The sequence below is a fragment of the Cupriavidus plantarum genome (assembly GCF_905397285.1).
Classification (GTDB): Bacteria; Pseudomonadota; Gammaproteobacteria; order Burkholderiales; family Burkholderiaceae; genus Cupriavidus; species Cupriavidus plantarum.
This window is the reverse complement of sequence record NZ_CAJPUX010000004.1, coordinates 360,872-386,258: the sequence shown is the minus strand read 5'-3', so window position 1 is coordinate 386,258 and position 25,387 is coordinate 360,872. Positions and strand designations below refer to the sequence as shown.

General features: G+C 65.2%; 23 protein-coding genes. 11 read left to right on the top strand and 12 right to left on the bottom strand.

What is annotated here, in order from left to right; all coding sequences use genetic code 11:
* Positions 1–39: 39 nt before the first annotated feature.
* Together KHP16_RS19385 and KHP16_RS19380 are read left to right on the top strand one after the other, a co-directional pair.
* Positions 40–960, top strand: a complete 921-nt coding sequence (locus KHP16_RS19385; protein WP_244835898.1) for a tripartite tricarboxylate transporter substrate binding protein — start codon at positions 40–42, stop codon at positions 958–960.
* A gap of 228 nt (positions 961–1,188) precedes the next feature.
* Positions 1,189–1,887, top strand: coding sequence for a hydrolase (locus tag KHP16_RS19380; RefSeq protein WP_179594492.1), 699 nt, complete (start codon positions 1,189–1,191; stop codon positions 1,885–1,887).
* Between the two features lie 130 nt (positions 1,888–2,017).
* Here KHP16_RS19380 and KHP16_RS19375 read toward each other — a convergent pair whose 3' ends face one another.
* The gene (locus KHP16_RS19375; protein ID WP_115955779.1) at positions 2,018–2,425 is read right to left on the bottom strand and encodes a hypothetical protein; all 408 of its coding nucleotides are present in this window, start codon (positions 2,423–2,425) and stop codon (positions 2,018–2,020) included.
* A 307-nt stretch (positions 2,426–2,732) separates the two neighbouring features.
* On the opposite strand from KHP16_RS19375, the gene KHP16_RS19370 reads away from it, so the two are divergent.
* The 4 genes from KHP16_RS19370 (at position 2,733) to KHP16_RS19355 (ending at position 7,206) form a co-directional block, all read left to right on the top strand.
* Positions 2,733–3,167, top strand: coding sequence for an Hsp20/alpha crystallin family protein (locus KHP16_RS19370; protein ID WP_109585369.1), 435 nt, complete (start codon positions 2,733–2,735; stop codon positions 3,165–3,167).
* A gap of 25 nt (positions 3,168–3,192) precedes the next feature.
* Positions 3,193–3,606 (top strand): Hsp20/alpha crystallin family protein, encoded by a 414-nt coding sequence (locus KHP16_RS19365; RefSeq protein ID WP_109585370.1) that lies wholly within the window; start codon positions 3,193–3,195, stop codon positions 3,604–3,606.
* A gap of 203 nt (positions 3,607–3,809) precedes the next feature.
* Complete coding sequence (locus tag KHP16_RS19360) at positions 3,810–6,605, top strand: EAL domain-containing protein (RefSeq protein WP_211960919.1); 2,796 nt, start codon at positions 3,810–3,812, stop codon at positions 6,603–6,605.
* Between the two features lie 37 nt (positions 6,606–6,642).
* A complete protein-coding gene (locus KHP16_RS19355) occupies positions 6,643–7,206 on the top strand; it encodes a hypothetical protein (protein ID WP_179594495.1) in 564 nt (187 codons plus the stop codon).
* Here the strand turns inward: KHP16_RS19355 and KHP16_RS19350 are convergent, their stop codons facing one another.
* Positions 7,207–8,601 carry an aminotransferase-like domain-containing protein gene (locus KHP16_RS19350; RefSeq protein ID WP_211960918.1) on the bottom strand — a complete coding sequence of 465 codons (1,395 nt, stop codon included), beginning with the start codon at positions 8,599–8,601 and terminating at the stop codon, positions 7,207–7,209.
* Between the two features lie 98 nt (positions 8,602–8,699).
* Here KHP16_RS19350 and KHP16_RS19345 point away from each other — a divergent pair, with 98 nt between their 5' ends.
* The 3 genes from KHP16_RS19345 to KHP16_RS19335 all read left to right on the top strand — a co-directional run bounded on the left by KHP16_RS19345 (position 8,700) and on the right by KHP16_RS19335 (position 12,049).
* The gene (locus tag KHP16_RS19345; RefSeq protein WP_115955775.1) at positions 8,700–9,983 is read left to right on the top strand and encodes a hydroxymethylglutaryl-CoA reductase, degradative; all 1,284 of its coding nucleotides are present in this window, start codon (positions 8,700–8,702) and stop codon (positions 9,981–9,983) included.
* A 118-nt stretch (positions 9,984–10,101) separates the two neighbouring features.
* Positions 10,102–10,644, top strand: a complete 543-nt coding sequence (locus tag KHP16_RS19340; protein ID WP_244835884.1) for a hypothetical protein — start codon at positions 10,102–10,104, stop codon at positions 10,642–10,644.
* Positions 10,645–10,660: 16 nt separating this feature from the next.
* Positions 10,661–12,049, top strand: a complete 1,389-nt coding sequence (locus KHP16_RS19335; protein WP_373561984.1) for a tripartite tricarboxylate transporter permease — start codon at positions 10,661–10,663, stop codon at positions 12,047–12,049.
* Here the strand turns inward: KHP16_RS19335 and KHP16_RS19330 are convergent, their stop codons facing one another.
* The 10 genes from KHP16_RS19330 to urtA all read right to left on the bottom strand — a co-directional run bounded on the left by KHP16_RS19330 (position 12,050) and on the right by urtA (position 22,150).
* Complete coding sequence (locus KHP16_RS19330) at positions 12,050–12,679, bottom strand: ANTAR domain-containing response regulator (RefSeq protein ID WP_109585375.1); 630 nt, start codon at positions 12,677–12,679, stop codon at positions 12,050–12,052.
* A 1-nt stretch (position 12,680) separates the two neighbouring features.
* Positions 12,681–13,832 (bottom strand): transporter substrate-binding domain-containing protein, encoded by a 1,152-nt coding sequence (locus tag KHP16_RS19325; protein ID WP_109585376.1) that lies wholly within the window; start codon positions 13,830–13,832, stop codon positions 12,681–12,683.
* Positions 13,833–13,846: 14 nt separating this feature from the next.
* Positions 13,847–15,508 carry a nitric oxide reductase activation protein NorD gene (locus KHP16_RS19320; RefSeq protein ID WP_211960917.1) on the bottom strand — a complete coding sequence of 554 codons (1,662 nt, stop codon included), beginning with the start codon at positions 15,506–15,508 and terminating at the stop codon, positions 13,847–13,849.
* Complete coding sequence (locus tag KHP16_RS19315) at positions 15,505–16,311, bottom strand: CbbQ/NirQ/NorQ/GpvN family protein (protein ID WP_179594499.1); 807 nt, start codon at positions 16,309–16,311, stop codon at positions 15,505–15,507. The genes KHP16_RS19320 and KHP16_RS19315 overlap by 4 nt, the downstream gene beginning before the upstream one ends.
* Positions 16,312–16,384: 73 nt before the next feature.
* Positions 16,385–17,422 (bottom strand): aliphatic amidase, encoded by a 1,038-nt coding sequence (locus KHP16_RS19310; RefSeq protein ID WP_109585379.1) that lies wholly within the window; start codon positions 17,420–17,422, stop codon positions 16,385–16,387.
* Between the two features lie 40 nt (positions 17,423–17,462).
* A complete protein-coding gene (gene urtE / locus KHP16_RS19305; protein WP_109585380.1) occupies positions 17,463–18,152 on the bottom strand; it encodes an urea ABC transporter ATP-binding subunit UrtE in 690 nt (229 codons plus the stop codon).
* 11 nt (positions 18,153–18,163) lie between these two features.
* Positions 18,164–18,931, bottom strand: coding sequence for an urea ABC transporter ATP-binding protein UrtD (gene urtD, locus KHP16_RS19300; protein ID WP_115955782.1), 768 nt, complete (start codon positions 18,929–18,931; stop codon positions 18,164–18,166).
* Between the two features lie 41 nt (positions 18,932–18,972).
* Positions 18,973–20,031 (bottom strand): urea ABC transporter permease subunit UrtC, encoded by a 1,059-nt coding sequence (gene urtC / locus KHP16_RS19295; protein ID WP_244835882.1) that lies wholly within the window; start codon positions 20,029–20,031, stop codon positions 18,973–18,975.
* 4 nt (positions 20,032–20,035) lie between these two features.
* On the bottom strand, positions 20,036–20,938 hold the full coding sequence (urtB, locus tag KHP16_RS19290; RefSeq protein ID WP_211960916.1) for an urea ABC transporter permease subunit UrtB: 903 nt from the start codon (positions 20,936–20,938) through the stop codon (positions 20,036–20,038).
* 12 nt (positions 20,939–20,950) lie between these two features.
* A complete protein-coding gene (gene urtA, locus KHP16_RS19285; RefSeq protein WP_211960915.1) occupies positions 20,951–22,150 on the bottom strand; it encodes an urea ABC transporter substrate-binding protein in 1,200 nt (399 codons plus the stop codon).
* Positions 22,151–22,692: 542 nt separating this feature from the next.
* Between urtA and KHP16_RS19280 the strand changes: the two genes are divergently transcribed.
* Both KHP16_RS19280 and KHP16_RS19275 read left to right on the top strand, forming a co-directional pair.
* Positions 22,693–23,988, top strand: a complete 1,296-nt coding sequence (locus tag KHP16_RS19280; protein ID WP_115955771.1) for a M20/M25/M40 family metallo-hydrolase — start codon at positions 22,693–22,695, stop codon at positions 23,986–23,988.
* A gap of 32 nt (positions 23,989–24,020) precedes the next feature.
* Positions 24,021–25,355 (top strand): MFS transporter, encoded by a 1,335-nt coding sequence (locus tag KHP16_RS19275; protein ID WP_211960914.1) that lies wholly within the window; start codon positions 24,021–24,023, stop codon positions 25,353–25,355.
* Positions 25,356–25,387 lie beyond the last annotated feature (32 nt).

Sequence of the window (25,387 nt, the reverse complement as noted above, 5' to 3'; positions counted from 1 at the left end):
CTCGTGGCCGCGGCCTTGTTGCCCCTCTGGTCCCTGTCGATGGTGTCGTTGGCCACCGCACAGGAATGGCCGACCAAGCCGATCCGCATGATCGTGCCCTACCCGCCCGGCGGGCCCACGGACATCGTGGCGCGCGTCGTGGGGCAGAAACTCTCCGAACGTCTCGGCCAGACCATCGTCGTCGACAACCGTCCCGGCGCGGGCGGCAACATCGGTGCCGATACCGTCGCCAAGTCGGCGCCTGACGGCTATACGCTGCTCGTCGCGACGACGGCGCATGCCATCAACATGACGCTGTTCACGAAGCCGGGCTACAGCACGAGCAAGGACTTCGCGCCGGTATCGATGCTGACGAGCGGTCCGCTTGTCCTTGTTACCGCGCCCTCGACGCCGGCAAAGAATGTTGCCGAGCTGATTGCGCTGGCCAGGGCGAAGCCGGGCGCCATCACGTTCGCGAGTTCGGGCAACGGGCAATCCACGCATCTGGCTGCGGAACTGTTCGACAGCATGGCGGGCGTGAAGATGACCCACGTGCCGTACAAGGGCAGTGCGCCCGCGCTTACCGACGTCATGGCGGGTCAGGCCACCGTGATGTTCGACACGATGCTTTCCTCGATGCCGTTCGTGCGTGACGGCAAGCTCAAGGCGCTGGCCGTGACCGGCACCGCACGCTCGCCCGCGGCGCCGGACGTGCCGACGATGGCGGAAGCCGGCGTGGCGGGTTACGAAGCCACGGCCTGGAATGCGCTGCTGGTGCCGGCCAACACACCGCCCGCGGTGGTGAACAAGCTCAGCGACGCGCTCAAGGCCGTCCTCACGCAGGAGGACGTCCGCGCGCGCTTTGCCACGCAGGGCTTCGCGGCGGCGTGGACGTCGCCGGCCGACACGGGCAGGTTCATCGCGCGCGAAATCGACAAGTGGGGCAAGGTCGTCAAGGCATCGGGGGCAACGGTGGACTAGTGGCCGCTTGAGGGGGCAAATTGAGGGTGCGAGCGCTTGTTCAATAATATTGAATAACTATGACAGCGATAGCCGACTTTCTCCGGGAAGGCGACCGCTATAGTTCTGCACATGGACAGCGCGGCAAACGCAGACAGGGCGAAAACAAAGCCAACAAGCGAAGCCGGCGCTGGCCCAGAATAACCTCAAACTTATTGAATTACCTTTTACCTTTACCGGAGAGAAACCATGTCGAACGCCAAGCTGCAAGTCCTGACCCCGCGCAACAGCCAGCTGATCATCATCGACCACCAGCCCCAGATGGCCTTCGGCGTGCAGTCGATGGACCGCCAGACCATGAAGAACAACGTGGTGGGCCTGGCCAAGGCAGCGAAGATCTTCGACGTGCCGACCACGATCACGACGGTCGAGTCGGATTCCTTCTCCGGGTACACCTATCCCGAACTGCTCGACGTGTTCCCCGGCAAGCAAACGCTCGAACGGACGTCGATGAACTCGTGGGATGACCAGAAGGTGCGCGATTCGCTGGCGGCGAATGGCCGCAAGAAGATCGTCGTGGCGGGTCTGTGGACGGAGGTGTGCAACACGACGTTCGCGCTGAGCGCGATGCTCGAAGGCGACTACGAGATCTACATGGTGGCCGATGCGTCGGGCGGCACGACCAAGGAAGCGCATGACTACGCGATGCAGCGCATGATCCAGGCGGGCGTGGTGCCGGTGACGTGGCAGCAGGTGCTGCTGGAATGGCAGCGCGACTGGAAGAACAAGGAAACGTACGACGCGGTGACGGGTCTGGCCAAGGAACACTCGGGCGCGTACGGCATGGGCATCGACTACGCCTACACGATGGTGCACAAGGCGGCGCAGCGCACGCAGACGCCCCACGCCTCGATCGCCCCGGTCCATGCGCCGGTGACCGAGTACTGATCACGGCGGTAGCGATAACAGCTGAACAAAAGGAAACCGGCGGCTCGCAAGCCGCCGGTTTCTTCTTGCGCCCCTCGGTCGCGGTGGGAGGGTCCGCGAGACGAGGGGCCGGAGCAACTGGTTTAGGCGATCAGACTAGCGCGCCGTCGGTGTAGACATCGGTACCGCGGGCGCCGTCGTAGTACGGGCTACGCGGGCGGTTGATGTCGCGGGCGCCGTCGGTGTACGGGTCAACCTTGCGGCTCGGTTCTGCGGAGACCCCCACGCGGTCCAGACCGGCCACAATGCGGGCCCCGTCGGTGAACGGGTCGGCCTTGCCGACGCGGGCGCCGTCGAGGTACGGGTCGGCGGTGCGGGCACCGTCGGTGAAGCCATCGCGGTTGCTGATGCGTGCGCCGTCGGTGAAGGTGCTGCGCGGTTCGCTGACGGTGCGGGCACCGTCCAGATACGGGTCACGCGCGCCTTGGGCGGCTTGGGCGGTACCGCCGATAAAGGCGGCGGCGAGGGCGGCGGCGGTGAGGATGGTCTTGGCATTCATGATTGGCTCCTTGCGTTGGGCCGCTTCGCGGACCCGGTATCTGGTTCGGTTGGGCATCCACCCTTATGTATCTACTGCTAGGTAGGTGCGTCGATGGGCTGAATATTATCTACTACTAGATAGATAAGCAAGGACGAAGTTTAGAGGGGTTGCTCTAATCGCCACCTTTCGACGGACGGCACGCAACGGTAGCCGTGCCGCTTCTCAGCCTCTTGAAAACCTCCGCACAGCCAATATTTCCGACTCGTCGCGAGGGCATGAAGTTTCCCGTGCCCGGCGTCGACCGCATTCATTTTGGAGAACTGACATGAGTGGCTACTTTTTCAGGAATGATCTCTTGTCCGAGTTTGAGCGGATGCAGCGGCAGATGGCGACGTTGTTCGACTTGCCGTCGAGCCTGAGAGCAACGCGCTCAGCCTTCCCGCAAGTCAATATCGGTGCGACCGACGAATCGATCGAGGTGGTGGCGTTCGCACCCGGTATGGAGGCGGGGGATTTCGAAGTTTCCATCGACAAGGGTCTGCTGACCGTGAGCGGTGAGCGCAAGGCGGCGGTGGAACCTTCGGCGGAAGGCCGCAGGCGCTACGCGCAGGAGCGCTTCCACGGCAGCTTCCGGCGCACCGTGGAGTTGCCCGATAACGCCGACCCGGACAAGGTCAGCGCAACCTACGTGAACGGCTGCCTGGTGATTTCCATCGGCAAGCGAGAAGCGTCAAAGCCTCGCTCCATCACTGTCCAGTGACCGATCGATCTTCCGGAGAGAAATCATGACCGACAATACGCAAATCGCTCCTGCCGCGACACAGCCTGTGTCCGCGGAGAGCACCAACACCACCGCGGCCGCACGACGTCCCGCGATCACGCCGGCGGTCGATATCGTCGAAGATGCGCACGGCATCACCTTATGGGCCGACCTTCCAGGCGTCACGCGAGACAGTCTCGAGGTCAGGATGCAGGATGGCCTGCTGTCCATCGAGGCCGAGGCGTCTGTGCCGGTGGCGGCGGGGCTGCGCGTGCAGTACACGGAGCTGCAGCAACCGCGCTTTTCCCGCGCGTTCAACGTGAGCCCGGACTTCGACACCGCGAGGATCGATGCGCAACTGCAGAACGGCGTACTGACGTTGCTGATCCCGCGCAGAGAAGAGGCCAAACCGCGGCGCATCGAGGTCCGTGTGGCGTAGCGTTCGATAATTCGCTTTAAACGGGGCCGGTCTTGCACCGGCCCCTTTGTTTTGCGGCCCCCTTAAAAGCCGGAGATTTTCTCCGTTAACAAAGCTACTATTAGCGTTAATCGTCACGGTCGGCAAAAAATCCATACAAGAAGACGACAAGAGACAACTTCTGTGTAATCCCTACAATTGGCCCGCCTCGAACGGCTTGGAGAGTGCCGCACATCACCATGGCTGATCAGTGTCAACAGCACCCCACTGAGATCTATTTCACGCGGATTTTTCAAAAGTTTCCCCTGCCAATTGTTGTGAAGAGCGCGCAAGGGGAATGGCTTTTTGCAAACGAAAGTGCCTGTGATTTTTTGCAGTTGCCGCTGTCTGCCCTCGTCGGGAAAATGGACGCGGATATTGCGGCTTTTATTCCCCCTGCCTCGTGGCATCGAGAGGAGTTCGTCGTCGAGACGGGCGGCGAGCCGCTGACGATCGTGTATCTGTGCACGGGCGATGCACAGAGCCTCTACGAGCGTTCGGCGAGCCAGGCGCTTGCGGAGAGCGAGGAAAACTATCGGCATCGCGTCACGCTCAACCCGCAGATTCAGTGGACGGCCGACGAGCATGGCCAGATCACGGAAGCCTCGCAGCGTTGGACGTCCCTGACCGGCGTGCGCGCCGAAGACGCGTTGGGCGCCGGATGGCAGCAACGCGTCCATCCGGACGACCTCGAGCACGTCACGCGCGAGTGGGCGCATGCCGTCGCCACGCGGCGTGAGTTCGTCCACGACTATCGGCTGCGCCTGCAGGATGGCGCCTACCGCTGGTTTCGCGCCCATGCGTTCCCGCGCCTCGGCGCGGAGGGAAGAGTCATCAAGTGGTACGGCGCGCTCGAGGATATCGACGATAGCCGCTCGGCGAGTCTGGCACGCGAGACCAGCGAGCGTTTCGCGAAGGACATACTCGACAACAGTCCAGCCAGCATTCGCGTGCTCGATGCCGATGGGCGCGTGCTTTACGTCAATGCCTCCGCAGTCCGCACATTGCAGCTCAAGTCTGCCGGCGCGGTGATCGGGAAGTACTGGCCGAACTTCCTGCCGCCGGAGGCGAGGTCCACGGCGGAGCATGCGCTGGCGGAGGCCCGTTCCGGTCGCACGGCGAAGTTTGCTCACTCGCGCGTCCTTCGCGACGGCGCGACGCAATGGCTCGATTCCGTCGTGTTCCGCGTTCCCAACGCGGACGAGGCGATGACGCGGTTCGTCGTCATCTCGATTGACGTGACGGAGGCCACCATCGCCAACGAACAGGCGAGAACCGCCAAGCGGGAACTCGAGGCCCTCGCGCGTCGAATGACCGAGGTGCTGGAGAGCACGACGGACTGCGTCGTCCAGCTGGATCGCGACTGGCGGCTGAGGTACTTCAACCGCAATGCCGCCCATGCCATGGCCGGCCGGAATCCCGCGCTCGGGCGTTCGATCTGGGACGTGTTTCCGGAGGAGACGCAGGGAGAGTTCGCGCGGCAGTATCGCAACGCGCTGGACGCGGGGCGGGCGACCACCTTCGAGCACTACATGCGGACGCTGAGCGCCTGGTATGAGGTGCACGTCTACCCCGGCGCCGACGGCGTCTCTGTCTTCCTGCGCGATATCTCCGCAAGAAGGGAGGCTGAGCGGCAACTGCTTGCGTCGCAGAAGGAGCTAGAGCGGATCGCGCGGCGCGATGTGTTGACAGGCATCGCGAATCGGCTGTTCTGGCAGGAGCGGATGGAGCGGCTGCTGGCCAGCTCGGACGATGGTCATCGCGCGGCCCTGCTCTATGTAGACCTCGATGGATTCAAGGGCGTCAACGATGCCTTTGGCCACAGCGGCGGCGATGTCGTTCTCAAGGAGGTGGCGCAGCGACTGGCGGAATGCGTGTCCGAACCTCACTTCGTCGCGCGGATCGGCGGCGACGAGTTCGTCGTGATGCAGGTGTCGCCATCGGATATCCATGCCGTCGAGCAGCTCGCTCAGCGGATCCTGCAGGATGTATCGCATCCGTACCGGCTGCGCGATGTGTATGTTTCGCTGGACGCATGCATCGGCATCGCCATGATGCCTGACGATGGCGCGGACGCCACCACATTGCTGCAGGCCGCCGACATGGCGCTCTACGATGCCAAGGCCGAGGGGCCGGGCACCTATCGCTTTCTGGGGACCAACGATCCGGCGCGCACGAAGCTGCGCCTCGAAACGAAGCGGGCCCTGCATCATGCGGTGTCGCACGGCCAGCTCGAACTGCACTATCAGCCGATCTATGACATTCGCAGCGGTGGCATCTGCAGCTTCGAGGCGCTCCTGAGATGGCGTCACCCCGAGCTTGGCCTGGTATCGCCGTCCGACTTCATTCCGCTGGCCGAGGAGACCGGGCTGATCGTGCCGATCGGCGAGTGGGTGTTGAAAGAGGCGTGCCGCCAGCTGGGCCAGTGGCCAGAGCATATCCGTGTGAGCGTGAATCTGTCCCCTTCCCAGTTCAGGGGCCGCAAGCTCATTCAGTCGGTGGAAAGCGCGCTGAGCAGTGCGGGGGCCCATGCCAGCCGGCTGGAGATAGAGATCACCGAGTCGGTACTGATGCGGAGCAATGGGGCCAACCTCGAGGCGCTACGGGAATTGCGCCGGCTCGGCGTTCGCATTGCGATGGATGACTTTGGAACGGGATACTCTTCGCTCAGCTATCTGAGGAGCTTTACCTTCGACAAGATCAAGCTCGATCGTTCCTTCGTGTCCGATCTCGGCAACTCCTGCGAGGCGCGCGCGATATTGCATGCCGTACGGAGCCTGGGCGTCGCCTTTCGGGTGACCACGACGGCCGAGGGCATCGAGACGCCGGAGCAGCTCGGCGTGATCCGGGAAGAAGGGTATGACGAGGCGCAGGGCTATCTGCTGGGCAAGCCGATGTCGGAAGCCGAAGCCAAGGCGCTGGCCTGGCGGCCGGAGATTCCCGACGCCCTGCGTTTCAGTTTGGGGGAGAAAAGGCCGTAATATTGCGCAGACGCTTATTCCGGAACTCTGTCTCACGATGCTCAAGGCTTTTCGTTTTGCTGGTGTGTTCATCTTCGCCGCCGTTTCCACTGGCGCCCTCGCGCAGCCCGCGCCGCCCGCCGCGGCACCGCTGGGACTCGAACTTGGTGTCAGCAAATGCGCGAAGCTCACGCATGCGCAGAACCATGTGAACGCGGGCAAGGCCGCGTGGGCAGGTGGGGATGCCATCGAGATCAAGCATCTCGAGCGGTTCAATCTGCCGGGGCTGACGCGCGTGATCGTCAATTGCGATGGGTCGGATGCGGTGGCTCTGGTCACGCTGACGTTCGACCGCACGGCGCTCGGCGAGGTGACGAAGAAACTCGATGCGCGCTACGAGTCGAAGCGGAAGACCGATCCGGGTGCCGAGAATGGGTATGCGGAATGGGCCGCGGCCAATGGCAGCATCGAGCTGCTCTATGGCCGCGACAGCAAGCAGTTCACGACGGCTTACTGGGCGAAGGGCGCGAAGGCGAAGTACTTCGCCTATGGCGGCGCGCAGCCCACGGGACCGGCACCGGCTCCGGCCGCGCCGGCGGCCAGGGTGCCGGCGCCGCTGTAATCAATCTCCTACGTGCGCCAGCACGGCCCCGAGCGCGCGTTCGAAGCGCGGGTCCAGGACCGCGCCGATGTTGAAGCGGGACCACGGCGACGTAGCCTCCGCGTTCACGCGGAAGACGCGGCCGGGAGCGATCATGACGTTCTGGGCCAGCATGCGTTCGGCGACGACCAGCGAGTCGGCGACGCCCGGCATCGTGCCCCACAGGTAGAGGCTCTGCTCCGTGCGCGCGAAGATGTCGATGCCGAGGCGGTCGAATAGCGCATGGGCTTTCGCCGTGGCGGCGGTCATCCGGGCGCGCAGCCGCGCGATGTAGCGTTGGTAGTGCCCCTCGCTCAGGATCACGTCGATCGTCCGCTCGCAGTACTCCGAGCTGCTCACGTGGATCAGGGCCTTGAGGTCGGCGAGATCGCTCGCCAGGTCCGCGCTGCACGCGATGAACCCCACCCGTAGCGCCGCCGAGAACGACTTGGAAAAGCTGCCGACGTAGATCGTGCGCGTGAGCTGGTCAAGCGCCGACAGCCGAGGCAGCGTGGTGGGTTTGAAGTCCGCCAGCGCGTCGTCCTCGATCAGCATCACGTCGTACTTCTGGGCGAGCTGTAGCACGCGATACGCCTTGGCGGCGGACAGGTCCGAGCCCGTGGGGTTGTGCCCGACCGATTGCGTGAAGAACAGGCGGGGTCGCCGCTGCATCAGCAGTTGTTCCAGCGCATCGAGATCGGGCCCGTCGGAAAGCCGCGGCACGCCGACGATTTGGGCGCCCGCCAGCTTGAGCTTGCCGAACAGGGGGTAATACCCCGGGTCATCGACGAAGACCGTGGCCCCCGGCGGGACGAAGTAGCGGATGACGAGATCCAGCGCATCGTTGGCGCCATGCGTCAGCACGATCTGTCGCGCATCGGCGCCCACCCCGACATCGCCGAGCTTCCGCACGAGATGGTCGCGCAGCGGGCTGTAGCCAAAGCGATTGCCATAGCGGAACAAGGCGCCAAGCCCGGTGCGCGCGACCTTGTGGTGATACTTGTCGAGCCGCGCCTCGGCGAGCCATTCGACCGGGGGAAATCCATCGCCCACCGCGAGCACATCGGGCCGGCTCTTGAGCTGCTCGCGCATGAGCCAGACGATATCCATCGCCCGCCGTAACGAACCCGTCTCCTCGTCGGGCCGGGCCTTGGCCTGCTGGTCCAGCACGAAGTAGCCGGCTCCGCGACGCGGTTCGACGAGCCCGCGGCTGACGAGCAGCTCGAACGCCGCGACGATCGTGTTCTTGCTGTAGCCGTGCAGGGAAGCCAGCTCGCGCAGCGAGGGCAGCTTGTCGCCGGCACGGTAGGCACCTTCGACGATCTGGCGCTCCAGCGAGTTGGCCAGCGTGGCGGAGAGGGTCGTCGAACGGGTCATTGGGGCAGGGAGGGAAGCAGTGTCCTGCCGAACTGTACCTTTTTTCATGGGTACAGTGGACCTAAAGTGTCACCATTCCATACCAACAAGGAGACACCGTGAGCCTCGACTCCCGGCTTCCGAATTTCCGCGCCCTCACGCCCGAGCAACGCCTACAGCACCTGGCCGGCGCTGCCTCGCTCTCGCCCGAAGATCTTCAGCTGCTCGCCGAACCCGGCGCGCTCGGCACCGCGCTGGCGGACGGCATGATCGAAAACGTCGTCGGCACGTTCGAGCTGCCGTTCGGCGTGGCCGGCAATTTCCGCGTGAACGGCCGTGACGTCCTTGTCCCGATGGTCGTGGAAGAGCCGTCCGTGGTGGCTGCGGCCTCGTTCATGGCCAAGCTCGCCCGCGACTGCGGCGGCTTCGAGACATCGAGCACGCAGCCGCTGATGCGTGCGCAGGTGCAGGTGCTCGGCGTGGCCGATCCGCATGGCGCCCGTCATGCCCTGCTGCGACAGCGCGAAGAGATTCTCGCGCTGGCCAACAGCCGCGACAAGGTGCTGATCGGCCTGGGCGGCGGCTGCAAGGACATCGCCGTGCACGTGTTCGAGGACACGCCGCGCGGGCCGATGGTCGTCATGCACCTGATTGTCGATGTGCGCGACGCCATGGGCGCCAATACGGTCAATACGATGGCCGAGGCCGTGTCGCCGCTCGTGGAGAAGATCACCGGCGGCTCGGTACGCCTGCGCATCCTGTCGAACCTCGCGGACCTGCGCCTCGCCCGGGCCCGCGTCCGTCTGCCCGCGTCGGCGCTGGCAACGAAGGAGCGCAGCGGCGAGGAGATCGTCGAAGGCGTGATCGACGCCTATGTGTTCGCGGCGATCGACCCATACCGCGCGGCCACGCACAACAAGGGCATCATGAACGGGATCGACCCCGTGATTGTCGCCACGGGCAACGACTGGCGCGCGGTGGAAGCCGGCGCCCATGCCTACGCCTGCCGCAATGGCCAGTACACGTCGCTCACGCACTGGGAGAAAGACGCCGGCGGCGCGCTCGTGGGCACCATCGAACTGCCGATGCCCGTGGGGCTCGTCGGCGGCGCGACGAAGACGCATCCGCTCGCGCGGCTCGCGCTGAAGATCCTCGACGTGAAGTCCGCGCAGGAGCTCGGCGAGATTGCGGCGGCCGTCGGACTCGCCCAGAATCTCGGGGCGCTGCGCGCCCTGGCCACGGAAGGCATCCAGCGCGGCCATATGGCGCTGCACGCGCGCAATATCGCGCTGGTGGCCGGGGCGGTCGGCGAGGAAGTCGATCGTGTCGCGAAGCGGATGGCCGAAGAGAAGGACGTGCGGACCGATCGGGCGGTGGCGTTGCTCGCGGAGCTGCGGGCATAACGTTTTGGCTTGACGCCAGGCGCGCCACGCCCATATGGCACAGCATGAGAACCAGAGCACCGTCTGCCGCGCGCCGGGACATCGGCGCGGCAAGACGGGCCACTACGGAGACAAGTCGATGAAACCTCAAGCCGCCTCACCGGCCTGGCGCCTGGTCGAGGTCTGGGGAGATACCGCGGACACGCGGCATCTCGCCTGGGCCATCGCGATCGGGGCCAGTGTCAGCATCGCCGCCTACTTTGCCGCGAGCCGCGTGCTCACGGCCGTCGTCGCCACACCGGAGCTTGCGCGTGCCTACGCGATGCTCGCGGGGCTCGGCGGCTGCCTGCTGTCGGGCGTACTGTGCGCGATGCTGTTTGCGCCCAAGCGCGAGGTCACGGAAGACGCCGCGGCGGATCCCGCGTGGCGGGAAGAGGTGCTCGACAAGCTGGCCGCGGAGAATGGCGGTCTTGGATCGATCGCCGATCTGCCGCAAGCCGCCGTGCGTGAGCTCGAGGCCTTGCAACTGCTCGAGCTGTTCGCCGCGCGGGAGCGAGCGGCAACGGTGCGCGTCGCACAAGCGCGTGCCCAAAGCTGGGACGCCGAAGACGCCGAGGCCACGGGGGCCAGCGCGGCCGGCAACGCGCGGACCGCGGTGTCGCCCATGTCGGCGTCATCGTAAGGACGGGAGACGAACGATGATGGAATCCGCACTGCTGTCCCATATCCTCGTGGCCGCCGGCATGGGCCTCGTCGGCGCGGTGGTCTTCGCGGCGATCGGCCTGGTCTCGGGCACCGACGAAACGACCACGCTCGCCCCGCTGACGCTGCTGGTCGTCCTGCTGGGCGTGCCGCCCGAAGGCGTGTTCACGTTCTTCCTTGCGGGCGCCGTGGCCAAGCACATGACACACGCGATCCCCACCGCGCTGCTCGGCATTCCCGGTGACACGCTGGCGACACCGCTGTTGCAGGATGCCAATCACCTGCGCAATCTCGGCGTGCCGCACATCGCGCTGCGCAAGATGATATCGGGCGCGATCATTGCCGCGTTCGTCGCCGTGCCGCTGGCGGTGCTGTTCGCGGTGCTGCTCGCGCCGTTCGGTAGCACGATTACCAAGGCAGCGCCGTGGATCTTCGTGGTCGCCGCCGTGATCATCGCGTACAGTTCCACCGGCCGTTGGGCCTCGGTAGCGACGCTCGTGCCGTTCGTCTTCGTCGTCGTCGCGTTGCAGACGGTCACGGCGAAGTACGGCGTCAAGCTCAGCATCAGCTATTTCCTCGGCATCGCGATCGGTCCGTTGATCGCGGACCTGTACTCGGTGATCTCGCCGACCGATCGCAAGCGCATGCGGCGCGACAAGGTGCGCACGTTCGCCATCGCGCCGGACGTCAAGGGGTGGGCGGGGTACTTTCCGAACCCGTTCCGCGTGCTCGATCGCCAGCAAACGCGCTGGACTGTCGCCACCGCGGCGATTTCGAGCGCGACCTTCGTGTTCAGTCCCGTGGCGATGACCGTGGTGCTCGGCGAAGTGGTCGGCTCCCGCGTGCGCCACGCCTACCACCGCCTCACCACGGTCCTGGCCGCGCGCAATGGCGTGACGGAGGCCACGTATATCGCGGAGGCCCTGATTCCGCTAATCGCATTCGGGTTGCCGCTGAGCCCCGTGGCGGCAGGACCCGCGGCGCCGCTGTTCAACGCGCCACCGGTCTTCACGGTCGATGCGGGGGGCGGGCAGACGCACAATCTGCACAACCTGCTCAATCACTGGGAGTTCCTCGGGTACGGCCTGCTCGCGGTAGCCCTCGCCGCGCTCGTGTCGTACCCGTTCGCGATGAACTACGCCCGCCGCGCGGCGCTGTTCGTGTCTCGCCGCATCTCGCACGAGGCGATCATCGCCACGTTCGTGGGCCTGATCCTCGTCATCAGCGTGTGGGAGGGCGGTCTCGGCGGCCTGCTCGTCATCCTGACCATGGGCCTGATGGGCGGCCTGCTGTCACGCACGATCGGCTTCAACACCGGCGTGCAGTTCATGGGTTACTACACCGCGGTACTGACCGTGCCGGCGCTGCTCAAGCTGGCCGGCTGATCATGTCTTGCCGATCGACAGGATCTCGTTGGCGTTGATGATGGCGGCGGCGATGACCTCTGTGGTGACGCGCTTGCTCATGGCCTGATCGCGGATGAGGTCATAGGCCGCGCCGTCGCTGATCTGCCGCGTGCGCATCAGGATGTTCTTGGCCTCTTCGATCTGCCGCACGCCGACAAGCTTGGCCTCCAGCTTGCGGATCTTGCGGTAGGAAGCACCGGCCTGCCCGTGCACCTGCCGCGCCACCACGAGCGAGGACAGCAGACCGAACGAACGCACGGGCGAGCCGAGTACCGCCTGTGCGCCGATATGCAATACGGCCTCGACGATCGTCGGATTCTCGTAATTCACCACCGCGATCAGCGTGGGCGCATTCTCGGCCTTGAACCAGTCGAAGCCCAGTTCGATGCAATCCGGACGCACGGCGAGGAACACCGCGTCGATCCCCTCGGGCAGCGTCGGCAGCGGCGGCCAAAAGGCCTGCACCTGGCAGCCGATGCGCTGCAGCTGGTCGGTCAGCTGCTTGCCGTCCGCGTCGTCGGGATGAAAGACCAGCACCCGCAGCGAGCGCAGGTCTTTCAGGATCTGAGGCGTCGCCCGAATGGTGCGACGCTGGCCTTCCGCGCCCACGTCAGAGCTCCAGCGTCGTCAGCGTCGTGGTCCAGTCCCCGAGCGAATGCGTGACGAGGTATGGATCGGGATGGACCGGACGCGTGGCCTCCCGCACGATGGTGAACTGGCCGCGCGAATTGGCGATGCCGATGCGAGGATACAGGCAGGTATGATGGTTCGAGGGGTCGATGCGGATGCGGCCCTGCGGGGCGTCGAATTCGCTGCCGAGGAGATGGGGCATGATGCGCAGGATCTCGTCCTCGCCGCACTGGCGGAACGCGTTGGCGTAGACATGCATCTGGAAGTAGGCGGCTTCCCAGCACAGGTTAGGCACCGAGTCGCCAAAGCGGCGACGCAGACGTTCAAGGCATTTGACGTTGTCCTCGCGCTGGATCGACTGGAAATAGGGGGCCGCGGTCACGTGGCCCGTGGCGACGTCGGCGCCCATCTGGCTGATCTCCGCCTCGGAGGTGGTAAGGCTTGCGATCGGCATCGTTCGCGGATCGAGGCCCGCCTCCGCATACGCGCGGTAGAACGCGGCGGTCGAATTGCCCACCACGGTGGAGAAAATGAAGTCCGGCTGCTTCGCCCGGATATCCGCGACGATCGGCGCGAAGTCCCGTTCGCCCGCATCCAGAGGCACATAGCGCTCCCCGACCTTCTCGCTGTCCTGGCGTTGCAACACGAGCTCGCCCATGATGCGATTGGACTCGTACGGATAGATGTAGTCCGAGCCCACGAGATATACGCGTGCGCCGAAATTCGCCGTCATGAACTCGGCCAGCTGCACGCTGTTCTGGTTCGGCGCGGCACCGGTGTACAGGATGTTGTTCGAGAACTCGAAGCCTTCGTACAGCGTGGGGTAGAACAGCAGCTTGTTCCAGCGCTCGACCACGGGCAGCACGGCCTTGCGGCTGCTCGACATGTAGCAGCCGAATATCGTGTTCACACGGTCCTGCACGATCAGGCGTTCGGCCAGGCGCGCATAGACGGCCGGCGTGGATTGCGCGTCGTAGACCACGGGCACCAGCTCGCGGCCATCGAGGCCGCCCGCCGCGTTGATCTCCTCGATCGCGAGCAGCGATCCCTGCAGCTGCGAGTGACCGATCGTCGAAGTGGCGCCGGTCTCGGAGAACAGCACGCCGACGCGCACGGGATCCTTGTTGGCCATGTTACGCGGTATCGCTAGTTGGACACGAGACGAGCATATATTGCCGAGAGTTGCGCAGGCAAGGCCCGCGCCGTATCGGCGATACAGAAGTTGCCATGCCCGAGGATGGTGCGAATGTACGGCGCCGCACCCGCGTCGATGGTCACGCCGCAAACGGCCACACCGGCGCGGCGCGCGGCTTGCGCGGCGGCGCGCGCGTCCTCCGCGAGGTAGCGGCGATCGAACACGTCGACATCGGAGGGCTCGCCGTCCGTGACGATGACGATCGCGCGGTGCGGGTTGGGCTCGTCCATCACGCACGTGGTCGCATGGCGCAGTGCGGCGCCGATGCGCGTGGAGAAGCGGCCGGCCAGTGCGCCAAGCCTCGTGCGTGCCGAGCCGTCGAGCCGGTCGCCGAAATCCAGCAGGCGATAGTAATTGACGGCCTCTCGCGTGTCGGACGAGAACGCATGGATGGCGACCCGATGCCCGCATTCGGCCGCCGCGTGGGCCAGCATGGCCGTGGCGGTGCGTTCGACATCCAGCACCGTGGTGCCGCCGCCGATGCCGGTCACCGGGTCGTTCGTGGAAGCCGAGGCATCGACGAGCAGCAGGATGCTGAAGTGTGGCGTGCCACGCGCGGGCCGCAGGAACAGGCGCGGTTCCGGCGCGAGGCCGAGCCGGCGATCGATCATCACGGTGACGGCCGCGTCGAGGTCGAGCGATTCGCCTTCGAGCTGGCGCCGCAGCCGCCGGTCACGGCTCAGGCGCTGGCGATGGGGCAATGCAAGGCGGGAACCGAGCCGCTGAAGGTCCGATTGCGCGGCCGCGGCGTGCATGATCGCTTGCGCGGCGGGCGGACGTTCAATCACCGTGCACCAGTCCTGCCGTGCGAGCTCCAGCCGGTAGTCCCACTCGGGGTACGCCGTGCGCGAGAGTTCGTTGGTCTGCGCCGGCCGTGGGACTTCGGCAATAGACTCGTCGCGTTCGTCTGCGTCGTCATCGCGGTCGCTTCGCTGGTAGCCCGATGTGGCCGCCAGCGTGAGCGGGTCGGCGTCGGGCGGCGGTGTGGAGCGATCGTGATCCCACAGGAAGCTGTTGTCGTCGCGGTAGAGCGCGGGTACGGCGTAGTCGTTCGCGTCGAAGCGCACGCGCATCTGGCCAAGGTCGTTGGCGAGGATCGAGGCCATCTCGCGGAACGCGGCATAGTCGTGCAGGCGCGTACGCAATGCCGCGAACCCGCGCCGCGCCTTGTCGACCCAGTAGTTGTCGTCCGGCCAGTCATCGTCGAGCAATGCCGCGCCGAGGCGGCTCATCATCGCGCGAAAGCTCAGGCCGTGGGGATCGGCTGCCTCGCGTAGCGCGGGCAGCAGCCACGCGCGCACACCGGGGCAGTCGCGCAGCATGAGGCTGTCCACGCGCGCATCCTCGATGGCGGCGATCACGGCCACGCTCAACGGCTTGAGGCCGCGCGAAGGCTGCGCGCGCGGCGAGTAGCGCAGGTGCGCGGCGGCATGGGCCACGACGGCGCGCTGCGTCGCATACGACGCGGTGTAGGTGTCGAGGGCCGGGATGAGCAGATGCGTGGTCGTCAGCACGGGGCGGCGCAGCCGCGGCGCGGTGGCCACCGTCATGCCACTCCCGGCAAGTCCGGTCAGCAGCGGATCCAGCGATGCGGAGACGTCCGGACCCGTCATGCGAACGTGGCCTCGATCAATCCGCGCAGCGCGAGCGCCATGTCGGGGTCGTCGGTCAGGGCGTGCGTCATCGTCATGTCGCAGCTATCCCGGGGCGACACGCCCGAGCGGATGAGCGTGCCCGCGTGGATCAGCATGCGCGTGGAAGCGCCTTCGTCGAGACCGCGATGGCGCAGCGCGCGGGTGCGTGTCGCGATATCTACGAGCTGCGTGGCGAGTGCCGGAGCGATATCGGCCTCGGCCGCCACGATACGGGCCTCCGCGGCGGCGTCCGGGTAGTCGAACTGCATGGCGACGAACCGTTGGCGCGTGGAGGGTTTCATGTCCTTGGCGCGGCTTTGATAGCCGGGGTTGTACGACACGACCAGCTGGAAGTCCCGATGCGCGTGAATCAGCTCGCCCTTCTTGTCGAGCGGCAGGATGCGGCGCGCATCGGTCAGCGGATGGATGATCACGGTCGTATCCTGTCGCGCCTCCACGATCTCGTCGAGGTAGCAGATCGCGCCCTCGCGCACGGCCGTGGTGAGCGGTCCGTCGTGCCATGCTGTGCCATGCACGTCCAGCAGATAGCGGCCGACGAGGTCGGACGCGGTCATGTCTTCGTTGCAGGCGACCGTAATCAGCGGCTTTTGCAGCTTCCACGCCATATACTCGATAAAGCGGGTCTTGCCGCAGCCGGTCGGCCCCTTGAGCACGGTCGGCAACCGGTGCGCGTAGGCATGCTCGAACCACGCCACTTCCTGCGCAACGGGTTGATAGAACGGTTCGGTGTCGATGCGATAAGCGGCGATGGCATTGGACATTGAGGAGTCGGGATCGTGTTGAGATCGCAGGGGAAGATTTGCCCACCGCGGCACCCGCGGCGGGCGTTCGGCATCAGCGGTGCTCGGCCTGCTCGTGCGGAATCCCCTCGATCGGGCATTCCGGCGTGCCGATCGTCGAGCGCGTAAGTGACTCGACCATCTTGCGCGTGCCGTCCGGATCGTTGACCCACTTGTCGTAGAACACAAACGGACAGGCGGCGACGCCCTGCGCGCCTTCTCCCGAATTGAGCTTGCCCGTATAGCCGCGATGCAGCAGCTTGAACAGATGGTTGTTCGACTGCTGGTTCTTGCGCGCGTCGCGGATCAGGCTCAGGGAGAACTCGCCATACTGGATGCCCATCTCTTCCGTGCCGCATTCACCGAGCGTGCGGCCATCGAAGCCGATGAGCGATGAGCCACCGAAGTACGAGTACACGCCGTCGAACCCCGTGGCATTGGCGACTGCAACATAGCTGTTGTTCATCCATGCCATGGTCTTGGCGACCATCATCTGCTGGTCGCGCGCCGGGTACATATAGCCCTGGCACCGCACGATCAGTTCCGCGCCGCGCATCGCGCAGTCGCGCCAGATTTCCGGATAGTTGCCGTCGTCGCAGATGATCAGGCTGACCTTGAGGCCCTTCGGCCCTTCCGATACGTAGGTGCAGTCGCCCGGATACCAGCCTTCGATCGGTGCCCACGGCATGATCTTGCGGTACTTCTGGACGATCTCGCCCTGATTGTTCATCAGGATGAGCGTGTTGTACGGCGCCTTGTTCGGATGTTCCTCGTGGCGCTCGCCCGTCAGCGAGAACACACCCCAGACGTTGGCCTTGCGGCAGGCGGCCGCGAAGATTTCCGTCTCTTCGCCGGGAATTTGCGAGGCCGTCTCGTACATCTCCTTCGCGTCATACATGATGCCGTGCGTCGAGTATTCGGGAAACACGACGAGATCCATGCCGGGCAGGCCCTGCTTCATGCCGACGAGCATTTCGGCGATCTTCCGCGCGTTGTCGAGCACCTCGGCCTTCGTATGCAGCCGCGGCATCTTGTAGTTCACCACTGCCACGCCAACCGTATCTTTCGAGCTACCGATATCACCGTGTCGCATGTCACTTCTCCTTGATAGAACGGGTAGAACAAATCGAACGTCACACGGTCAGGAACGACCGCACTTTCTCCTGATCGAGCGTTTCGCGCGCTTCCTCGTGCACGATGCGCCCGCCGTCGATGACGAGAAACCTGTCCGCGAGATCCAGCGCGAAGCTGAGCATCTGCTCGGACACGACGATCGCGAAGCCGCGCTCCTTGCGGAGCGTGTTGAGCGTGCGCGCAATGTCCTTGATGATCGAAGGCTGGATGCCCTCGGTCGGCTCGTCGAGGATCAGCACCCGCGGGTCGGAAACCAGCGCGCGCGCGATGGCGAGCATCTGCTGCTGGCCGCCGCTGAGATTGCCGCCGCGCCGGTTGCGCATGTCGCGCAGGACGGGAAAGCACGCGTAGATGTAGTCGGGCACGGCGCGATAGCGCGAGTACTCGGTGCCGGTCAGGATGTTCTGCTCCACGGTCAGCGCGGGAAAGATCATGCGACCCTGCGGCACGAATGCGAGCCCCTGCCGCACGCGCGCGTGGCCGCGCAGGCCGCTGAGTTCCGTGCCGCGCAGGCGGATGCTGCCGCTCCGCGCGGGCAGCATGCCGATCAGCGACTTGAGCAGCGTCGTCTTGCCCATGCCGTTGCGGCCCATGATCGCCACGGATTCGCGCTCCGCTACCGCGAAGGACACATCCTTGATGACATGCGATTCGCGGTAGGCCACATTGAGTCGTTGCACTTCGAGCATGGCGGTGGCTCCTAGTGGCCGAGGTAGACATCGATGACGCGCGGGTCCGCCTGTACTTCGGCTACGGTCCCCTCGCTGAGCACGCGGCCTTGATGCAGCACGGTGACCTTGCTCGCGATCTGGCGGACGAAGTCCATGTCATGTTCGATCACGATGACCGACTTGCCTTGCGCGATGCGCGAAAGCAGCGCGGCCGTGAGTTCACGTTCGCGTGGGCTCATGCCCGCGACGGGCTCGTCGAGCAGCAGCAGGCGCGGCTCCTGGAGCAGCAGCATGCCGATCTCGAGCCATTGTTTTTGCCCGTGGCTCAGCCGTCCCGCCTTGCCGTCGAGCCGATCGCGGAGGAACACCATGTCCGCGATGGACTCGATACGCGCGATCACGTCGCTGCGCCGGTGGAAGAACACCGAGCGCAGCACCCCGTGCGCGTTGGGCAGCGAGATCTCGAAGTTCTCGAACACCGTGAGGTCTTCGTAGACCGACGGTGTCTGGAACTTGCGGCCGACGCCCGCGCGGACGATTTCGTGCTCCGGCATCAGGGCGAGGTCCCGGCCTTCGAACAGCACGCGACCCGAGGTCGGTCGTGTCTTGCCGCAGATCATGTCCAGCAGCGTGGTCTTGCCGGCGCCATTGGGGCCGATGATCACGCGCAGCTCGCACGGGTCCACGCGCAGACTCAGTCCGTCGACCGCGCGAAATCCGTCGAAAGACACCGTCAGGGCATCGATCTCCAGGCAGCCGGCCACGGGCGCCGCAGGTTCGGCCTGCGTGGCGGCCATCGCGGAAGCGGGCATCATGTTGTCCATATCGAGTTCCGCGTTCATGGGCTCTCCTTCGCGCGGCGAGCGCCACCGGCGTTGCTGAATAGCCCGGCGAGTCCATTGGGCATGGCGACGACCACCACGATGAAGATCGCGCCGAGAAAGTAGAGCCAGATCTGCGGGAAGGTTTCCGACAGCCACGACTTGAGGAAGCCGACGAGCAGTGCGCCGACCACGGCGCCGGGCACGGAGAGCCGGCCGCCAACGGCCGCGAAGATCACCATCTCCACGGAGGTCACCACGCCGACGACGCCCGGCGAGATGAGCCCGACCTGCAGCGTGTAGAACGCCCCGCCGATCGCGCTGAGGATGGCCGCGAGCATAAAGACGAAGGCCTTGAAGTGCGCGGTGTTGTAGCCGCTGAATCGCACGCGGTCCTCGCTGTCGCGGATCGCGATGAGGACCTTGCCGAAGCGGCTACGGAGCAGGGCTACGGCGAGGGCCATGAGCACGAGGATGGCGCCGGCCTGTACGAAGTAGATGACCTGCCGTGACGCATCGCCGACCACGTCCATGCCGAGCAGGGTGCGAAAGTCGGTGATGCCGTTGGCGCCGCCGGTGTCGCCCTGCTGGCCGATGATCAGTACGGTGAGCGTGGTGGCCAGGCAAAGCGTGACGATCGCGAAGTACACGCCGCTGAGACGGCGCTTGAACACGGCATAGGACAGGCCGTAGGCGAGCAGTGCCGGCAGCACGAGGATCAGCACGACGGTGGCGGTGAAACTGTGGAACGGCTGCCACCATAACGGCAGCTTCTCCACGCTGCTCCAGACCATGAAGTCGGGCAGCTCGGGCGCGGATGCCTCCAGCTTCAGGAACATCGCCATCATGTAGCCGCCGAGCCCGAAGAAGATGCCCTGGCCCAGGCTCAGGATGCCACCATACCCCCAGGTGATGACGATGCCGATGGCGACGAACGAGAAGGCGAGGTACTTGCCGACGAGGTTCAGGCGGAACGCGTCGAGTGCGAGAGGCAGCACTGCGAGCAGCAAGACGGCGACGGCGGCGAGCGCGGCGAGGTCGGTCTTGCGATAGACGAGTTTCATGGCGGATTTCATGACATCACCTCCGCGCCTTGCGCGCGAACAACCCGTTGGGGCGGAAGTACAGCGCCGTGATCACGAGCAGCAGAATCGCCACCTTCGCCATCGAACCGCTCATCAGGTACTCGAGCGTGGTTTGCGACTGCGCGATCGTGAAGCCCGACAGCGCGGTGCCGATCAGGCTCTGCACGCCGCCGAACACGACCACGATGAATGAATCGACGATATAGAGCTGTCCGGTACCGGGATTGGTCGAGCCGATCATCGTGAACACGCAGCCCGCGATCCCCGCGAGTCCGGACCCGAGCGCGAACGTGGCGGCATCCACGCGATCCGTGTTGATGCCGACGGCATCGCTCATCGCGCGGTTCTGCGTCACGGCGCGCACACGCAGCCCCCATCGCGTGCGATAGAGCAACAGGTACACCGCGAGGGCCACCACGGCGGTCAGGCCGATCACGAAGATGCGCGTGAGCGGCAACTGGATGCCGCCGACCGGCTCCCATGCGCCTGACAGCCACGACGCGAGCGGCACGCTGACCTCCTGCGGGCCGAACACGGTCCGGTAGGTCTGCTGCAGGATCAGGCTGAGGCCCCACGTGGCCAGCAGCGTGTCCAGCGGGCGGTCGTAGAAGAAGCGGATGAAGCCGCGCTCCAGCACGTAGCCCGCCGCGAACGTGGTGGCAAACGCTACCGGGATCGCGGCGAACAGGTACCCGTCCATCCATTGCGGCGCCCAGTGCTCGAACGCGCGGGACGTCAGGAATGTCATGTACGCGCCGAGCGCCATCAGCTCGCCATGGGCCATGTTGATGACGCCCATCAGCCCGAACACGATCGCCAGCCCGATTGCCATGAGGAACAGGATCGTGAACAGGCTGATGCCGTTGAACACTTGCATCGCGACGATGTCGATATCCATGCTTCGTCTCCGTTACAGCTGCGGGAACGGATTCGGTTCGATGAGATTCGAGGATTCCCATACGATGTCGAACTGGCCGTCGGCACGCGCGCGGCCGACGCGCACCTTTTTCCAGACGTGATGGTTTGTGGCGTGCACGCGCACCGTGCCCTCGGGCGCGTCCAGCGTGACGCCGCCCGCGGCGGCGGCGACCTTCTCCGGATCGAAGGTCTTCGCCTTCTCCGCCGCGAGCTTCCACAGGTAGACGCTGTTGTAGGCCACTTCCATCGGATCGCCGATCACGCGCTCCTGGCCATAGCGCGTCTTGAATGCCTTGACGAAGCGCTCGTTGGCCGGGTTCTTCAGGCTCTGGAAGTAGCCCATGCACGCGTAGTAGCCCGCCGCGTTGTCCTTGCCGATGCCCTCGATCTCGTTCTCGGACACCACAGTGGACAACAGCGTGATCTTGCTGCCGTCGAGTCCCGCCGCGCGCAGCTGCTTGTAGAACGCGACGTTGGAGCCGCCCACCACGGTGCTGTAGATGCAGTCGGGCTTTGCGGCTTTGATCTTGTTGATGATCGACGAGAACTCGGTGTGGCCCAGCGGTGCGTACTCCTCTCCCGCCAGCTTGCCGCCGAGCTTCGAGATCGTAGCCTTGGCGATCTTGTTGCAGGTGCGCGGATAGATGTAGTCGGAGCCGACCAGGAAGATGGTCTTGCCCTTCTCGCGCGCCATCCAGTCGATGGCCGCGATCACGGACTGCGTGGCTTCCTGCGACGGGTAGATGACGTGCTTGTCCTGCTCCTGCCCCTCGTAGTACGTGGGGTAGAACAGCAGTCCGTTGGCGCGCGCCAGCGCGGGCAGCACGGCTTTGCGAGAGGCCGACGTATAGCAGCCGATGATCGCCGCGCACTTGTCCCGTTCCAGCAGCTTGCGCGCCTTCTCGGCAAAGATCGGGTTCTCGCTCGCGCCGTCCTCGACCACCACTTCGATCTTGCGGCCCATGATGCCGCCGGAGGCATTGATCTCGTCCACGGCCATCTTCTCCGCATCGACGAGCGATGCTTCCGCAATGGCGATGGTGCCCGACAGCGAATGCAGCAACCCGAGCTTCACGGGCTCCTGTCCTTGCGCCGCGGCAGCGAGCGGGCGCAGCAGCGTGCCAGACGCCGCGCTCAGCGCTAGCAGCGATCCGGTGGTTTTGACGAAGCGGCGGCGATTGAACTGGCTCATCGTATTCTCCTAGGCCATGTGGCGCGATCGGCGCCATGTTGTTATCGAAAATTCAGACAAAGCTCCGCCCTGGTTGCCGTGGCATCCATTCGACAGGGGCACTACGAAACGCGCAGGAACAACGCGCAGGAAACCGGAAACGAAAAAAGCCCGAACCGGTCTTCACCGGTTCGGGCTCTATTGCCTTGCGCTCCGCTGGCAATATTGGCAGCTAGCGCGACATGTTGTGAGACGACATCTCGTCTTGCAGGGATTTATAGCATAAGGATTTGCGGCGGGTGTAGGGATTTTTACGGATGCCCCGCAAATCATGCTGCATTCCCCGTTGCGGCGCACGCATTGAGCTATTGCGGTGCGGCATGCGCGAGGACGGTGCGGGACCGTGATTTTTCTTATAGGCACGCATCACTTGCTAATTGGACGGCGCACCGTACCGCACCGAAGATGGATTCACGCATTCGTCATTGGCGTCATCGACGTCATCGACGTCATGGACGACTTGCGGCACACACCGATCCCCACTTCGATTCCGTCCCATCGCCATGCACGACATCCTCGACACTACGGCCTCGGCCATCCCCATCACAGCGGCGCCGCACGATACGCGTGCGCGCCTGGCATCCGCCGCGCACGCCGCGTCGACCGATGCCATCGACATTGCACGCCGTCTGATCGCGGTGCCCAGCGCCTCCCCGCCGGGCGACACGCATGCCATGGCCGACGAAATCGCCGCCCTGGCGGCGGATATCCCTGGCGTGCGCGTGGAACGCTACGGCACGCTGCCGCATGTGATGAACCTGGTGCTGCGGCTAGAAGGAAACGGTCCAGGACGCACGCTGGTGTTCAACGGCCACATGGACACGTTTCCGCTGGTCAACGCCGGAGCATGGACCGCTGATGCCGCGGGAGAAGTGCGGGGCGGCGATCTTTACGGGCTGGGCGTGTCGGACATGAAGGGTGGCATCGCGGCCATCCTCGTTGCGATGCGTCAGCTCGCGGATTGCCGGCATGCCTGGCGCGGCGCCGTGGTGGCCACGTTCGTGGGCGATGAGGAAACGATGGGAGTGGAAGGGACCCAGTACCTGCTGGAACATGTGCCTCATGCACGCGGCGACGCAATGATCAGCGCGGACACGGGTTCGATGCGCGTGCTGCGTTTCGGCGAGAAGGGCATGGTGTGGCTGACGCTGCGTGCGCGCGGCGCATCCGCGCATGCCGCGCATGTCCACAAGGGTGACAGCGCGATCGAGAAGCTGATGCGCGCGCTCGATGCGCTGATGGGTCTGCGGGATATGCCGGTGTCGTCGCCGCCCACGGTGCTGGCCGCGATTCGCGAAGCGGGTGCCGTCTCCGAGGCGCTGTCCGGCACCGGCGAAAGCGATGTGCTGCGCCGGATCACGATGACCATCGGCACCATCCGCGGCGGCCGACTGCCCAACCTGGTCGCGGATGAAGCGGAGGCGACCGTCGATCTGCGGCTGCCTGTCGGGACGAGCGTGGCGGACGTGGAACATGAACTGGCGCAGATCCTGCAGAAGTGCCCGGGCGTGGAAGCGATCGTCGAGCGCCGCTACGAACCCAGCTGGACCACGCCGGACCATCCAGTCATCGCGACATTGCGGCGCTGTTGCGAGGAGGTCTCGGGCGTGCCATCCGTGGTGAACATGCGCGTGGGTGCCTCCGATGCCCGGTTGTACCGCCGCGCGGGCGTGCCGACCGTCGTATGCGGGCTCACGCCTCGCAACATGGGCGCGCCAGACGAACATGTCTCGATTGCCGAGTTGCGCGCGCTGGCGGAAGCCTTCGCGCTCGCCGGCTTCGATTTCCTGACCGCTTGATGGCGGCCCCGTCGCACACACCGGAGTCCGTCATGCCGCAGACACATGCACTCGATCAGGATACCCGCAGCCGCTTTCGCCGCGTCATCAGTTCGGCGCTCGTCGGCAACATGCTTGAGTTTTACGACCTCTTCATCTATGGATTTCTTGCCGTCTATATCGCAAAGGTGTTCTTCCCCACGGCGGATCCCTATACGTCGCTGCTGGTGACGCTGGCCACTTTCGGCGTCAGCTACTTCGTCCGGCCGCTGGGCGCGCTCGTCATCGGCAGCTATGCCGATCGCCATGGCCGCAAGTCCGGGATGATGCTCACCATCTGGGCGATGGGCGTCGGCACCGCGATGATCGCGTTCGCGCCGTCCTACGCGGCATGGGGAATCGCGGGCACGGTGGTGCTGGTGGCCGGCAAGTTCCTCCAGGGCTTCTCCGCGGGCGGCGAGTTCGGGACGTCGGTGTCCTTCGTCACCGAGCACGCGCCCAGGCATCGGCGCGGCTATTTCGCGAGTTTTCAGGTCGTTGGCATCGGGTTGGCCACGGGTCTGGCGAGCGTGGTGACTTACGCGCTGACCGCGTCGGTGCCCAGCGAACAGATCGTAGCGTGGGCGTGGCGGCTGCCGTTCGTCCTCGGCCTCGTCATCGTGCCGTTCGGCTACTGGCTGCGCCGCCGCGTGGACGAGACGCCAGAGTTCAAGGCAGGGGGGCACGAGGCGAATCCCGTTCGCACGACGCTGGCGACGGCGAAGGCGCGCATCGCCTGCGCGATCGGTGTCTACTCGCTGGCGGCGTCGACCAACTATCTCCTCGGCGTCTATATCCCGTTGTACGCCCAGAAGGAGCTTGGCCTCTCCGTGGCGGATTCGATGTACGGCGCCATGGGCTATGCCCTGGCCCAGATCGTCCTGCCGCCGGTCTTCGGCGCATTGTCCGATCGGCATGGCCAGCTGACCATGATCACGCTCGGCACGCTGTTGACCGCGGTGTTGACGGTGCCCGCGTTCCTGTGGATGGTCAATGTACCGACGGTGCCGGTGTATGTGACCTGCGTGACCGGACTGACCGCGTGCGTGATGGTCTTCCAGGGCGCGATGCCGGCCTTTCTCGCGGAGTTGTTTCCGCATGGTACGCGTACCACCGGGCTGGCGCTGATTCACAACCTGAACTTCACCGTGGTGGGCGGGCTGTCGCTGCTGGCGTGCGCGTGGCTGTCCAGGGCGACGGGAAGCAAGATGATCCCCGCCTACTACGTGATGGCGACGGTGATGCTGGCGCTGGCTTGTCTGCTGCACTTCCGACGGCAGCGTGCGGTGTCCGCCGGAGCAGACGCTCCCGACGCGAGCGCGGACGGGGCCCTGCCGCAGAAGGCGTAGGCGGCGCGGGCGCATAATGGCCGCCGAAGCCG

Coding starts and splice junctions, on each gene's coding strand:
- KHP16_RS19385 (WP_244835898.1), top strand. CDS start 40: ATGGTGTCGTTGGCCACCGCACAGGAATGGCCGACCAAGCCGATCCGC.
- KHP16_RS19380 (WP_179594492.1), top strand. CDS start 1,189: ATGTCGAACGCCAAGCTGCAAGTCCTGACCCCGCGCAACAGCCAGCTG.
- KHP16_RS19375 (WP_115955779.1), bottom strand. CDS start 2,425: ATGAATGCCAAGACCATCCTCACCGCCGCCGCCCTCGCCGCCGCCTTT.
- KHP16_RS19370 (WP_109585369.1), top strand. CDS start 2,733: ATGAGTGGCTACTTTTTCAGGAATGATCTCTTGTCCGAGTTTGAGCGG.
- KHP16_RS19365 (WP_109585370.1), top strand. CDS start 3,193: ATGACCGACAATACGCAAATCGCTCCTGCCGCGACACAGCCTGTGTCC.
- KHP16_RS19355 (WP_179594495.1), top strand. CDS start 6,643: ATGCTCAAGGCTTTTCGTTTTGCTGGTGTGTTCATCTTCGCCGCCGTT.
- KHP16_RS19350 (WP_211960918.1), bottom strand. CDS start 8,601: ATGACCCGTTCGACGACCCTCTCCGCCACGCTGGCCAACTCGCTGGAG.
- KHP16_RS19340 (WP_244835884.1), top strand. CDS start 10,102: ATGAAACCTCAAGCCGCCTCACCGGCCTGGCGCCTGGTCGAGGTCTGG.
- KHP16_RS19335 (WP_373561984.1), top strand. CDS start 10,661: ATGATGGAATCCGCACTGCTGTCCCATATCCTCGTGGCCGCCGGCATG.
- KHP16_RS19325 (WP_109585376.1), bottom strand. CDS start 13,832: ATGGCCAACAAGGATCCCGTGCGCGTCGGCGTGCTGTTCTCCGAGACC.
- KHP16_RS19320 (WP_211960917.1), bottom strand. CDS start 15,508: ATGACGGGTCCGGACGTCTCCGCATCGCTGGATCCGCTGCTGACCGGA.
- KHP16_RS19315 (WP_179594499.1), bottom strand. CDS start 16,311: ATGTCCAATGCCATCGCCGCTTATCGCATCGACACCGAACCGTTCTAT.
- KHP16_RS19310 (WP_109585379.1), bottom strand. CDS start 17,422: ATGCGACACGGTGATATCGGTAGCTCGAAAGATACGGTTGGCGTGGCA.
- urtE (WP_109585380.1), bottom strand. CDS start 18,152: ATGCTCGAAGTGCAACGACTCAATGTGGCCTACCGCGAATCGCATGTC.
- urtD (WP_115955782.1), bottom strand. CDS start 18,931: ATGGCCGCCACGCAGGCCGAACCTGCGGCGCCCGTGGCCGGCTGCCTG.
- urtC (WP_244835882.1), bottom strand. CDS start 20,031: ATGAAATCCGCCATGAAACTCGTCTATCGCAAGACCGACCTCGCCGCG.
- urtB (WP_211960916.1), bottom strand. CDS start 20,938: ATGGATATCGACATCGTCGCGATGCAAGTGTTCAACGGCATCAGCCTG.
- urtA (WP_211960915.1), bottom strand. CDS start 22,150: ATGAGCCAGTTCAATCGCCGCCGCTTCGTCAAAACCACCGGATCGCTG.
- KHP16_RS19280 (WP_115955771.1), top strand. CDS start 22,693: ATGCACGACATCCTCGACACTACGGCCTCGGCCATCCCCATCACAGCG.
- KHP16_RS19275 (WP_211960914.1), top strand. CDS start 24,021: ATGCCGCAGACACATGCACTCGATCAGGATACCCGCAGCCGCTTTCGC.